The 12,653-nt window shown below is 65.6% G+C and carries 12 protein-coding genes; all 12 read left to right on the top strand.

Annotated features, from left to right (window positions below; all coding sequences use genetic code 11):
- Nucleotides 1–159 precede the first annotated feature (159 nt).
- The 12 genes from XI04_RS33050 to XI04_RS32995 all read left to right on the top strand — a co-directional run bounded on the left by XI04_RS33050 (nucleotide 160) and on the right by XI04_RS32995 (nucleotide 12,558).
- Nucleotides 160–1,113: an ABC transporter permease gene (locus XI04_RS33050; protein ID WP_028140664.1), complete on the top strand. Its 954-nt coding sequence runs from the start codon at nucleotides 160–162 to the stop codon at nucleotides 1,111–1,113.
- Between the two features lie 162 nt (nucleotides 1,114–1,275).
- A complete protein-coding gene (locus tag XI04_RS33045) occupies nucleotides 1,276–2,181 on the top strand; it encodes an ABC transporter permease (protein ID WP_095426896.1) in 906 nt (301 codons plus the stop codon).
- A 2-nt stretch (nucleotides 2,182–2,183) separates the two neighbouring features.
- A complete protein-coding gene (locus tag XI04_RS33040) occupies nucleotides 2,184–3,245 on the top strand; it encodes an ABC transporter ATP-binding protein (protein ID WP_271610144.1) in 1,062 nt (353 codons plus the stop codon).
- Nucleotides 3,242–3,439, top strand: a complete 198-nt coding sequence (locus tag XI04_RS33035; protein WP_271610143.1) for a hypothetical protein — start codon at nucleotides 3,242–3,244, stop codon at nucleotides 3,437–3,439. The genes XI04_RS33040 and XI04_RS33035 overlap by 4 nt, the downstream gene beginning before the upstream one ends.
- Nucleotides 3,436–4,851 carry an amidase gene (locus tag XI04_RS33030; protein ID WP_271623887.1) on the top strand — a complete coding sequence of 472 codons (1,416 nt, stop codon included), beginning with the start codon at nucleotides 3,436–3,438 and terminating at the stop codon, nucleotides 4,849–4,851. The genes XI04_RS33035 and XI04_RS33030 overlap by 4 nt, the downstream gene beginning before the upstream one ends.
- Nucleotides 4,848–5,825, top strand: a complete 978-nt coding sequence (locus XI04_RS33025; protein WP_028140659.1) for an ABC transporter ATP-binding protein — start codon at nucleotides 4,848–4,850, stop codon at nucleotides 5,823–5,825. Before XI04_RS33030 ends, XI04_RS33025 begins: the two co-directional genes overlap by 4 nt.
- Before the next feature lie 215 nt (nucleotides 5,826–6,040).
- On the top strand, nucleotides 6,041–6,310 hold the full coding sequence (locus tag XI04_RS33020) for a GlsB/YeaQ/YmgE family stress response membrane protein (RefSeq protein WP_028140658.1): 270 nt from the start codon (nucleotides 6,041–6,043) through the stop codon (nucleotides 6,308–6,310).
- 260 nt (nucleotides 6,311–6,570) lie between these two features.
- Entirely contained in the window at nucleotides 6,571–8,319 is a 1,749-nt protein-coding gene (locus tag XI04_RS33015) for a type I secretion system permease/ATPase (protein ID WP_095426868.1), read from the top strand.
- A 10-nt stretch (nucleotides 8,320–8,329) separates the two neighbouring features.
- A complete protein-coding gene (locus XI04_RS33010) occupies nucleotides 8,330–9,664 on the top strand; it encodes an HlyD family type I secretion periplasmic adaptor subunit (RefSeq protein WP_028140656.1) in 1,335 nt (444 codons plus the stop codon).
- A 281-nt stretch (nucleotides 9,665–9,945) separates the two neighbouring features.
- Nucleotides 9,946–11,415 carry an AMP nucleosidase gene (locus tag XI04_RS33005; protein WP_028140655.1) on the top strand — a complete coding sequence of 490 codons (1,470 nt, stop codon included), beginning with the start codon at nucleotides 9,946–9,948 and terminating at the stop codon, nucleotides 11,413–11,415.
- A gap of 120 nt (nucleotides 11,416–11,535) precedes the next feature.
- Nucleotides 11,536–12,150, top strand: coding sequence for a tetratricopeptide repeat protein (locus tag XI04_RS33000; protein ID WP_028140654.1), 615 nt, complete (start codon nucleotides 11,536–11,538; stop codon nucleotides 12,148–12,150).
- Between the two features lie 132 nt (nucleotides 12,151–12,282).
- On the top strand, nucleotides 12,283–12,558 hold the full coding sequence (locus XI04_RS32995) for a DUF1488 family protein (RefSeq protein ID WP_020508771.1): 276 nt from the start codon (nucleotides 12,283–12,285) through the stop codon (nucleotides 12,556–12,558).
- Nucleotides 12,559–12,653: the final 95 nt, after the last annotated feature.

The following is a 12,653-nucleotide window of genomic DNA, read 5'->3' as shown; positions in this document are numbered from 1 at the left end:
GGGAGAGGGTGGCTTCGCGACAGCGAAGCCGGGTGAGGGGTCTCTCTCCGCGAGTGACCCTCTCGCTCATTCGATAATGCTGTATCCGCGGATAGATACCCCTCATCCGGCGCTTCGCGCCACCTTCTCCCACAAGGGGAGAAGGAAGAAAGAAGACCAGTGCTCGCCTATATCGCCAGACGCATCGTCTACGTCGTCCCGATCGTCATCAGCGTCGCGCTGGTGTGTTTCCTGCTCGTGCACATCACGCCGGGCGATCCGCTGGTCGCGGTGCTGCCGGCCGATGCCTCGCAGGAGCTCGCCGCGCAGCTGCGTACCGCCTATGGTTTTGACCGCCCGCTGCCGGTGCAGTTCGGCTTGTGGCTGATGCGCGCGCTGCACGGCGATCTCGGCAATTCCATTGCGACGGGGCGCCCCGTGCTCGCCGAGGTCATGCGCGCGGTCAGCAACACCGTCACGCTGGCTATTGCCGCCGCGATCATCGGCTTCACCATGGGCATCCTGCTCGGCCTGATCGCCGGCTATTTCCGCGAGACCTGGATCGACAAGCTCGCGACGTCCTTTGCCATCGCGGGCGTATCCGTGCCGCATTACTGGCTCGGCATGGTGCTCGTCATCATCTTCTCGGTGCAGCTGAACTGGCTGCCCGCGGTCGGCGCCGGGCCCGGCGGCTCCGCCACCTGGGCCTGGGACTGGGCGCACCTGCAATACCTCGTGCTGCCCGCGATCACGACATCGGTGATTCCCATGGGTATCGTCACCCGCACGGTGCGCGCGCTGACCGGCGACATCCTGAGCCAGGATTTTGTCGAGGCCCTGCGCGCCAAGGGGCTGCATGAGCGCGGCGTGTTCCGCCACGTCATCAAGAACGCCGCGCCCACCGCGCTCGCGGTGATGGGGCTTCAACTCGGTTATATGCTCGGCGGCTCGATCCTGATCGAGACCGTGTTCTCCTGGCCGGGCTCGGGCTTCCTGCTCAACTCGGCGATCTTCCAGCGTGATTTGCCGCTGCTGCAGGGCACGATCCTGATCCTGGCGCTGTTCTTCGTCTTCCTCAATCTCATGGTCGACATCGCGCAAGCCGCGATCGATCCGCGCATCAAGCGGGGCTAGTGGGATGAGGTGCCACACACTCAGTGTCGTCCCGGCGAAGGCCGGGACCCATAACCCCGGTAAGCGGTTGTGGGACGAGACGGCCACGACGAGTCTTCGCCAAATTACATTTCGTGGCTATGGGTCCCGGCTTTCGCCGGGACGACGATGGAAATTGCGGCGATGAGCGAGCTTCCGTTGTCCGCCGCCACCGCCGATGCCGCGCTGCAGGCCGCCCCCGCCACCAAGGCGCGCGGCTATTGGGCGACCGTCGGCCGCCGCATCCGGCGCGACAAGGTCAGCATGGCCTGCGCGCTGGTGCTGCTGCTGATCTTCCTGTCCGCGATCCTTGCGCCATGGTTGGGTCTGGAAGATCCCTACAAGGGCTCGATGATCCGCCGCCTGCGCCACATCGGCACCGTTGGCTACCCGCTCGGCACCGACGAACTCGGCCGCGACATGCTGGCACGGCTGATCTACGGCGGGCGGCTGTCGCTGGTCATCGGCATTCTGCCCGTGATCCTCGCCTTCTGCATCGGCACCTCGCTGGGCCTCGTCGCCGGCTATGTCGGCGGCAAGCTCAACACCGCGATCATGCGCACGATCGACGTGTTCTACGCCTTTCCCTCCGTGCTGCTGGCGATCGCGATCTCCGGCGCGCTGGGCGCCGGCATCCTCAATTCCATCGTGTCGTTGACGGTCGTGTTCGTGCCGCAGATCACCCGCGTCGCCGAAAGCGTCACCACCGGCGTGCGCAACATGGATTTCGTCGAGGCCGCGCGCGCTTCCGGCGCCGGGCCCTTCACCATCATGCGCGTGCACATCCTCGGCAACGTGCTCGGTGCGATCTTCGTCTATGCGACGAGCCTGATCTCGGTCTCGATGATCCTGGCCGCCGGTCTTTCCTTCCTCGGCCTCGGCACCAAGCCGCCGGAGCCGGAATGGGGCCTGATGCTCAACACCTTGCGCACCGCGATCTACGTCAATCCCTGGGTCGCCGCATTGCCGGGCGCGATGATCTTCGCGGTCTCGATCTGCTTCAACCTGCTTTCGGACGGCCTGCGGAGCGCCATGGACATCAGGAACTAGCCATGAGCGAGAGCAACACATCCGTCGAAATGCTCGAGCCGGTCGAGGACGTCGGCGGCGTCGCGCAGCCGTTGCTTCAGGTCAACGGACTGACAAAGCACTTTCCCGTTCGCGGTGGATTGTTTGCCGCGAAGCGCACCGTGCGCGCCGTCGACAACGTCTCCTTCGCCGTCGCCAAGGGCGAGACCGTCGGCATCGTCGGCGAGTCCGGCTGCGGCAAGTCCACCACCGCGCGCCTGCTGATGCATCTGATGCCGCGCGACACCGGCGACATCATCTATGACGGCATGACCGTCGGCCAGTCGCTGAGCTTGCGCGAGCTACGCCGCGGCATGCAGATGGTGTTCCAGGACTCCTATGCTTCGCTCAATCCACGCCTGACGATCGAGGAATCGATCGCCTTTGGCCCGAAGGTGCACGGCATGGGCGATGGCGCGGCACGCGCATTGGCGCGCGAGCTGCTCGGCAAGGTGGGCTTGCGCCCGGAGAACTTCGCCAACCGCTATCCGCACGAGATCTCCGGCGGCCAGCGCCAGCGCGTCAACATCGCGCGCGCGCTGGCGCTGTCGCCGCGACTTGTGATTTTGGATGAAGCGGTCTCCGCGCTCGACAAATCCGTCGAGGCGCAGGTGCTCAACCTGCTCGCCGATCTCAAGCGCGAGTTCGGGCTGACCTATCTCTTCATCAGCCATGACCTCAACGTCGTCCGTTACATCTCGGACCGCGTGCTGGTGATGTATCTCGGCGAGGTCGTCGAGCTCGGCCCGGTCGACCAGGTCTGGGACAACCCTGCGCATCCCTACACGCGCGCACTCCTGGCGGCGATGCCGTCGTCGGACCCCGACAGGCGCACCGAGCAACCGCCAATCACCGGCGATCCGCCCAACCCGATTGATCCGCCCCCGGGCTGCCGCTTCCACACCCGTTGCCCGTTTGCGGAGCCGCTCTGCGCAAATGCGACACCAAAGCTCACCGCGCTGGATAATATGGGCCACGAGGCCGCGTGCTACATGGCGATACCGGGTTCAGGCCACAGCCGCGCGCCCAGGGAGAAGATCGCATGACGAGACCGACACCGAAAGAGATCAAGCCGATTGCGCTGGTTGCCGGCGTCCCCGTGGACGACGAGATCGCGATGCGCATCTCTAATTCCATCGGACCTGCCTTCGAAGGCTTTGCGGCCATCGCCGGCACGCTGCCGTTCGACCTCGAGCCCGCGCTCTATCCGATCGCGCAGACGCAGAAGGTGTCGAAATGAGCACTGAGCCTGCATTGATGACGCTCACCGAGGTCGCGCGCGCGATCGCGATGAAGCAGGTGTCCTCGCATGAGGTGACGCGCGCGCTGCTGCACCGCATCGCGCAGTGGCAGCCGCATCTCAACGCCTTCATGTCGATCGAGGCGGAGGCTGCACTGAAGGCGGCCGAGGTCGCTGATGCCGAGCTGGCCAAAGGCAATGTCCGTGGTCCGCTGCACGGCGTGCCGCTCGCGCACAAGGACATGTATTACGACGCAGGCCACGTCGCGACCTGCGGCTCGCTGATCCGTCGTGATTTCGTGCCGACCGTGACCTCCACGGCCTTGCAGCGGCTCAAGGATGCCGGCCAGATCAGGCTCGGCACGCTGCATCTGGCCGAATTCGCCTATGGTCCGACCGGGCACAACGCCCATTACGGCCCGGTGCGCAATCCCTGGAACGTCGCGCACATCACCGGCGGCTCGTCGTCGGGCTCCGGCTCGGCGGTCGCGGCGCGGCTGACCTATGGGGCGCTGGGCTCGGACACCGGCGGCTCCATCCGGATGCCCGCGCATTTCTGCGGCGTCACGGGGTTGAAGACCACCGTCGGTCGCGTCAGCCGGGCCGGCGCGATGCCGTTGTCGCATTCGCTCGACACCGTCGGCCCGCTTGCCCGCACCGCCGAGGATTGCGCGCTGCTGCTGGCGCTGATGGCTGGGGCGGACCCTGCGGACTCGACCTGCAGCCACGAGCCGCTATCGGACTATGTCGGCGCCACCAAGGGCTCGCTGAAGGGCCTCAAGATCGGCGTACCCGCCTCGTTCTATGTCGACGATCTCGACAGCGAGGTCGCGCGCGTGCTGGACGAGACCATCGCCGTGCTCAAGCGCGAGGGCGCCGACATCGTCACGGTCGAGCTGCCGGACCAGCGGCAATTGTCCTCGGCGAGCCAGCTCGTGCTCGCCGCCGAAGCTGCCGCCTTCCACAAGCGCTGGATGATCGAGCGTCCGCAGGACTATGGCCCGCAAGTCCTGATGCGGCTGCAGAACGGTCTCGCCGTTCCCGCCATCACCTATCTCGAGGCGATGCGCTGGCGCGGCCCGGCGCTGGCCGCGCACAACGCAGCGACCTCGGACGTCGATGCCGTGATCGCGCCGGCCTCGCCGGTGCCGGCGCCGACGATCGAGGAGAGCGATGTCGGGGGCGGGCCGAACGCACCGGCCATGGTGCAGCGGCTGACGCTGTTCACCCGCCCGGTGAACTTCCTCGGCCTGCCGTCGCTCACCGTGCCCTCGGGCTTCACGAAAAGCGGCCTGCCGGTCGGCATGCAGCTGATCGGCCGCTCCTTCGACGAAGCGACCCTGCTCACCATCGGCGCCGCCTTCCAGCGCGTCACCGATTATCACGATCGATTGCCGAAACTGCCGTCATGACCAACCTCGTCGACATCTCGGGCCTCAACATCCGCTTCACCGGGGAGCGCACGGTCTACGCCGTGAACGATCTCAGTCTCTCGCTGGGCAACAGTGAGGTGTTGGGCCTGCTCGGCGAGTCCGGTTCGGGAAAGAGCGTGACCCTGCGTGCGCTGATGCGGCTGTTGCCGAAGAAGCGCACGCAGATTTCCGGCACCGTCAACGTCATGGGCCGCGACGTGCTCGCCATGAACGACGAGGAGCTGTCGTCCTTCCGCGGCCAGACCGTGTCGATGATCTTCCAGGAGCCGGCATTGGCGCTGGATCCGGTCTACACCATCGGGGCGCAGATCGCCGAAAGCGTCGTGCGCCACGAGGGCAAAAGCTACGCGGAGGGCAGGGCACGCGCACTCGAAATGCTCGAAGTCGTGCGCATTCCCTCCGCAAAACGCCGGCTCGACGCCTATCCGCACGAGATGTCCGGCGGCATGCGTCAGCGCGCCATGATCGCGCTGGCGCTGGCGTGCCGGCCAAAAATCCTGCTCGCGGATGAGCCGACCACCGCGCTCGATGCCACCGTGCAGATCCAGATCCTGCTCTTGCTGCGCGAGCTGCAGCGCGAGTTCGGCATGTCCGTCATCTTCGTCACCCACGACATCGGCGTCGCCATCGAGATCTGCGACCGTGTCGCGGTGATGTATGCCGGCCAGATCGTGGAGCAGGGCACGCTTCGCGACATCGTCCGCAGCCCGGTGCATCCCTATGCCAAGGGCCTGCTCGCCTCGACTATTCACGGCGCCAAGCGTGGCGCCCGCCTCGAAACCATTCCCGGCACGCCGCCTTCGCTGACCGAGAAACCCCACAACTGCTCCTTCGCCCCGCGCTGCGCCGTGGCGCAGCCCCGTTGCCTGGCGCAATTGCCTGCCAATGTGGCGGTCGGGCCGGGCCGGGCGGCGCGATGTGTGCTGGCGGAGCAGACGGCGGCGCTGTCATAGTATTTGAACGGCGCTGCAGCAGCGCTTCCTTTGAAATTCCTCTACGGCAACACTGAGTTGTCACAGTTCACCGGCGACTGCAGGCAGAAGCCGTTCTACTTTGCATGGGGTTGTTTTCGACATTTTTGTCGAAGGCGGGTGAAGCGACTAGCATTCAGACGCCATTCATCCCGGTTCCCGTTCCATGCGGCCGTTCATGCAGAGGGACCAGATTTATGCACATTTCAAACGAAGGCCTGCTCGTCATCCTGTTCGTCGGCCTGGTGGCCGGCTGGCTCGCCGGCAAGGTGGTGCGCGGAACGGGGTTCGGGATCATCGGCGACATCGTGGTCGGCATCGCCGGTGCGCTGGTGGCGAGCTTCCTGTTTCCGAAGCTCGGCATTCGCCTCGGCACGGGCCTGGTATCCGAGATCGTCTATTCCGCCATCGGCGCGGTCATCCTGCTGCTGGTGGTACGGCTGGTGCGGGGCGGCGGCCGGTTCTAGCAGCCGCCCGGTTCGATCGATCGGAACTAGCCGCCTCTCCAGGACCGGGAGGGGCGGCGGCCACTGCACCAAAAAGCCGCAAAGACTGTGAAATACCGGACTTGCGTGCGGGGCCATCAGGGGTAGATGTGGGCCATCAGGGTTTTGGATGAACCCGGCTGCGTTGGACGCAGGGCGAACATGATGTTAATCCGGGGCGAGTACCCTGAATTGCTCGTAAAATCAGGGGCCTTGGCCCCCACCTGAAAGAGATCAGACTGATGGCAGCCGGTCCTGGCGTCCGCCGTTCAGAGCTCGGTGACGCCTTACGCGCTTGTCGCACGGCGTTCATCGGCGTCGGCTTGATGAGCTGCATGATCAACCTGCTCTATCTGACCGGGTCGATATTCATGCTGGAGGTTTACGACCGGGTGCTGCCGAGCCGCAGCGTCCCGACCCTGGTCGGCCTGATCATCCTCGCCAGCTTCCTCTACATGGCGCAGGGTGTGCTCGACATGATCCGCAACCGGATCCTGGGGCGGATCGGCACCGCGCTCGATGAAGCCCTCAACAAGCGCGTGTTCGACACCATCGTGCGCCTGCCGCTTCTGGTCGGCAGCCGCAACGAAGGCCTCCAGCCGCTACGCGACCTCGACAATGTCCGCTCCTTTCTCGGCGGAATGGGCCCGAGCGCATTCTTCGACCTGCCCTGGCTGCCGCTCTATCTCGCCATCTGCTTCGCCTTCCACGTCATGATCGGCGTCACCGCGCTGGTCGGCGCCATCATCCTGGTCGGGCTGACGCTGGTCACCGAGTTCATGTCCCGCCAGCCGGCGCGCGAGGCGATGGGGCTTGCCGCCCAGCGCAACGATCTCGCCCAGGCCAGCCGCCGCAACGCCGAAGTCATGGTGGCGATGGGCATGGCCGGCCGGATGAACCAGCGCTGGAGCGAGACCAACGAAAAATATCTCGCCGGCAATCAACATGCGAGCGACGTCGCCGGCGGTCTCGGCGCGGTCGCAAAGGTGCTGCGCATGATGCTGCAATCGGCCGTGCTGGCGGTCGGCGCCTATCTCGTCATCCACCAGGAGGCGACCGCCGGCATCATCATCGCCGGCTCGATCCTCTCCGCCCGCGCGCTTGCGCCGGTCGATCTCGCCATTGCGCACTGGAAATCCTTCGTCGCGGCACGCCAGAGCTGGCACCGCCTCACACGCCTGCTGGAGCAGATGCCGGCGCAGACGATGCCGACCCAGTTGCAGGCGCCCACGAGCCGGCTCTCGGTCGAAGGCGTCGCCATGGTGCCGCCCGGCGACCAGCGCCTCATCGTGCAGGACATCACCTTCGCGCTCGCCGCGGGCAACGGCCTCGGCGTGATCGGCCCGAGCGGTTCCGGCAAGTCGTCGCTCATCCGCGCGCTGGTCGGGGTCTGGCAGCCGGTGCGCGGCAAGGTGCGGCTCGACGGCGCGGCGCTCGACCAATGGTCGTCCGACATGCTTGGCCGGCACATCGGCTATCTGCCGCAGGACGTCGAATTGTTCGGCGGCACCATCGCCCAGAACATCAGCCGGTTCGATCCCGAGGCGACGTCCGAGGGCATCATCGCGGCTGCGAAAGAAGCCGGCGTGCACGAGATGATCATCAAGATGCGCGAGGGCTACAACACGCAAGTCGGCGAGCAGGGCACGGCGCTTTCCGCCGGCCAGGCGCAGCGCGTGGCGCTGGCGCGCGCGCTCTATGGCAACCCCTTCCTGATCGTGCTCGACGAGCCCAACTCCAATCTCGACACCGAAGGCGACGAGGCGCTGACCCGCGCCGTCCGCGCCGCTCGCGAGCGCGGCGCCATCGTGGTCGTGGTGGCGCACCGCCCGATCGGCGTCGAGGCGGTCGACCAGGTCCTGGTGCTGCGTGATGGCCGCATGCAGGCTTTCGGCCCAAAGGAGCAGGTGCTCGCCCAGGTACTGCAGCCGCGCGTGACGCCGCCGGCCCCGATCAAGATCGTCAGCGAAGGTGGAGTGGCCAAACCATGAGCACAAAGCCATGAGCACGATGGCCATCGGCGGCCCGAAGCCTGCCGCGAACAAGACCGTACGCGAATCCATCAAGTTTCACCTGATCCTCGGCTTCGTGATCGTGCTGGTGCTTGTCGTCGGTCTCGGCGGCTGGGCCTCGACCGTGCTGATCTCGGGCGCGCTGATCGCGCCGGGCCAGATCGTGGTCGAATCCAACGTCAAGAAGGTGCAGCATCCGACCGGCGGCGTGGTCGGCGAGGTGCGGGCCCGCGACGGCGACCTGGTCAAGGCCGGCGATATCGTGGTGCGGCTCGACGATACCGTCACCAAGGCCAACCTTGCCATCGTCACCAAGAATCTCGACGCCGCGCAGGCGCGTGCGGCGCGCCTGCAGGCCGAGCAGCGCGGGGTCGACAGGATCGAATTTCCGCAGGCCCTGATCGAGCGCGCTGGGGATCCCGACGTCAAGCTGCTGCTCTCCGCCGAAACCAAGCTGTTCGACGTCCGCGTCAACGGCCGCACCGGACAGAAGGCCCAGCTTCGCGAGCGCATCACGCAGCTCAACGAGGAGATCGCGGGGCTCAGCGCCCAGGAGAAGGCCAAGGATCAGGAGATCGCGCTGGTGCAGAACGAGCTCACCGGCGTGCGCGAGCTCTACGACAAGCGTCTGGTGCAGATCTCGCGTCTGACCCAGCTCGAACGCGACTCGGCCCGTCTCAACGGCGAACGCGCGCAGTACATCGCTTCGCGCGCCCAGGCCAAGGGCAAGATCACGGAGACCGAGCTCCAGATCATCCAGGTCGACAAGGACGTGGTGAGCGAGGTCTCCAAGGATCTGCGCGAGACCAACGACAAGATCGGCGAGCTGATCGAGCGCAAGGTCGCCGCCGAAGACCAGCTTCGCCGCATCGACATCCGCGCGCCGCAGGACGGCATGGTGCTGCAATCCACGGTGCACACGGTCGGCGGCGTCATCACCGCCGGCGACGCTCTCATGCTGATCGTGCCGCAGGCCGACGATCTCCAGGTCGAGGCAAAGGTCAATCCGGTCGACATCGACAAGCTGCAGATCGGCCAGAAGACGCTGTTGCGCCTCTCCGCCTTCAATCAGCGCACCACGCCGGAGCTCAACGGCCTCGTCAGCCGCGTCTCGCCCGACGTCACCACCGACCAGCGCACCGGCCAGAGCTACTACACCATCCGCGTCTCGATGCCGGCCGCAGAGATCGCCCGTCTCGGCGACGTCAAGATGATTCCCGGCATGCCCGTGGAAGCCTTCGTCCAGACCGGCGACCGCACGATGCTGTCCTATCTGATGAAGCCGCTGCACGACCAGCTGATGCGGGCGTTCCGGGAGAAGTGACGGGCGAAAGCGCGTCGTGATCTCGTAGGGTGGGTTAGCGCAGCGTAACCCACCGCTTCTCTATCCGCGGAAGCAGAAGTGGCGGGTTACGCTGCGCTAACCCACCCCACGGCACCGTGTTTCTCGCTGTCGGTCTCGTCGGGTGGGCAAAGGCGCGATGCGCGGTGCCCACCGTCTCTTACACGACGGGCATATTGGTGGGCACACTCCGCTTTGCCCACCCTACGGCACTGACTTCTTTGCTATAGTTCGACTCAAGCCCATCAACTCGGCGGTCGACCATGCAATCCCCATCCTCCATCGCCACCGAATCCTTCTCCGACGCCACACTCGCGGTCGCGCGGCTCGAAGAAATCTACGAGCGCAACACAAAATTCCTGCGCGACCGGTTCGAGGCCTATGTCGGCGGCGAAGCGATCACGACGCGGGTGCGAGCCTATTATCCCTTCGTCCGCCTCACCACCGCGACGCATGCGCGGCTGGATTCCCGTCTCGCCTACGGCTTCGTCGCCGGGCCCGGCGTCCATGAAACCAGCGTGACGCGTCCGGATCTGTTCCGGAGCTACCTTATCGAGCAGATCGGCCTCTTGATCCAGAATCACGGCGTGCCCGTCGAGATCGGCGAGTCTGCCGAGCCGATCCCGATCCACTTCGCCTATCGCCGCGACATCAACATCGAAGCTGCGATCACGACGAGCGAGAACTCCTCTGTCGCGCGATCGCTGCGCGACGCGTTCGACGTGCCCGATCTCGCCACCATGGACGATTCGATTGCCGACGGCACCTTCGAGCTTCAGCCGGGCGCGCCCGAGCCGCTGTCGCTGTTCCGCGCCGCCCGCGTCGATTACTCGCTGCGCCGGCTCTATCACTACACCGGCACCGACCCCGAGCATTTCCAGAATTTTGTCATTTTCACCAACTACCAGTTCTATGTCGACGCCTTCGCGCAGCTCTGTCAGCAGCGGCTCCAGTCGAGTGAGGCTGGCCTTGACGCCTTCGTCGCGCCGGGCAACGTCATCACGCGCAGCGCCGGCGCAATCAGCGGCGTTGCGCCGGCGCGCATGCCGCAGATGCCGGCCTTCCACCTGGTCGCATCAGGCTATCGCGGCATCACGCTGATCAACATCGGTACCGGTCCGTCCAACGCGCGCAACGTCACCGACCATGTCGCGGTGCTGCGCCCGCATGCCTGGCTGATGCTCGGCCATTGCGCGGGCCTGCGCAACACGCAGCGCCTCGGCGATTACGTGCTCGCGCACGGCTATGTGCGCGAAGACCACGTGCTCGATCGCGAGCTGCCGCTGTGGGTCCCGATCCCCGCGCTGGCCGAGATGCAGGTCGCGCTCGAGGAGGCGGTCGAGGACGTCACGGGGCTCGAAGGTTTCGAGCTCAAGCGCCTGATGCGCACTGGAACCGTCGCGAGCGTCGACAACCGCAATTGGGAGATCTCCGGGCCTGAGGTGATCCGGCGTATGTCGCAGTCGCGCGCGGTCGCGCTCGACATGGAATCGGCCGCGATCGCCGCCAACGGCTATCGCTTCCGCGTTCCCTACGGCACGCTGCTCTGCGTCTCCGACAAGCCGCTGCACGGCGAGATCAAGCTCGCCGGCATGGCCAGCGAATTCTACCGCCGCCGCGTCGGCCAGCATCTCGAGATCGGCCTGAAGGCGCTGGAGCGGCTCAAGCAACAGGAATCGGAGCGGCTGCATTCGCGAAAGCTGCGCAGCTTTGCCGAGGTGGCCTTCCAGTAAAGGACACCGGAACTGTCGTACGCATGCTGACGCCTCCGTGAGCGCAGCGTCCCGGAATATTGCCGCCGAGGCAGGGTTATCAATTGGTCCGGGGCCGCTTGAAACACTGAGGAGGCAGACATGATCGCAGCGATGATCAGGCGCTTCGTGTTGGGTACGTTCGCGGCAGCCCTATTGTGCTCGCCGGCCTTTGCCGCGGGCGGAGGCGGGGGTGGAGGAGGCGGGGGCAGCGCCAGCTCCACGGATCCGTACGCGGGCGCCTATTCGGATCAGAAACCGCAGCCGACCTATCCGAAGCGTCCGGGCGCCAAGGCAACCCAGAAAGGCAAGAAGCCGAACAATCAGTCCGGCATCGGCGATCCCGCATTCGCGGCGGGCTACCGCGTGGCCTATGACACGATCTACGAGCGCAACGACTATGCGGCCGCGATCGCGCAATTGAAGTCGCTCGGCCATGACGACCATCCGAACGTCGCCAACCTCATCGGCTACTCCTATCGCAAGCTCGGCGACTACGAGCAGTCGCAGGTCTGGTATGAGCGCGCATTGAAGGCGGATCCGAACCACGTGCTGACGTGGCAATATTACGGGCTGTGGCAGCTCGAGCGGGGTAATCGCGAGCAGGCGCTCTATCATTTGAGCCGGATTGCCTCCATCTGCGGGACCGGTTGTGAGGAGTATCGGTCGCTGGCCGCGGCGCTCGACAGGCCGACCGGCACGGCGCTCGTCTACTGAAGCTGGAGAGCAGCCGGTTCGTCGAGCCGCTGCTGATAGGCGTCGGATGACCGCCACGTCCTTCGGCGCGGATAGTGACAAGGCGTCAGATTTTCAGCATTGTCCCGTTCGGGGGCGCGACGGGACAATTGGATGCCGCTGACGCGCGACAAGATCATTGGCCATGACCTCGAACGGCTGGCCTTTCGCTTCACCATGCTGAGCGGCGACGAGGTCGTGCAGTGCCAGATCAGCGACGCCGCCATGGACGAGCTCGCGGGCATGCAGGGCACCGAAAGCAGCGCACGGCAGGCGCAGTTCCTGTCGTTGCGTGAGACCATCGAGCGGATCGCGTCAGATCTCTACGACGAAGCACCGCGATTCCAGGGATATGTGGTCCGGATCTTCATGCGGCATTTGGGGCGGTGAGCTCTCGCCTCACTCTCCGCTGTCATGCCCCGCGAAGTGTTTAGCCCGGACAGATCACTGACGGGTGTTCGGAGACATAGCTGACACATCAACAT

The organism is Bradyrhizobium sp. CCBAU 11430 (assembly GCF_028128855.1).
In the GTDB taxonomy this organism is placed as follows: domain Bacteria; phylum Pseudomonadota; class Alphaproteobacteria; order Rhizobiales; family Xanthobacteraceae; genus Bradyrhizobium; species Bradyrhizobium ottawaense.
Note: the sequence above shows the minus strand (reverse complement) of the source record. Positions and strands in the feature narration are given on the sequence as shown.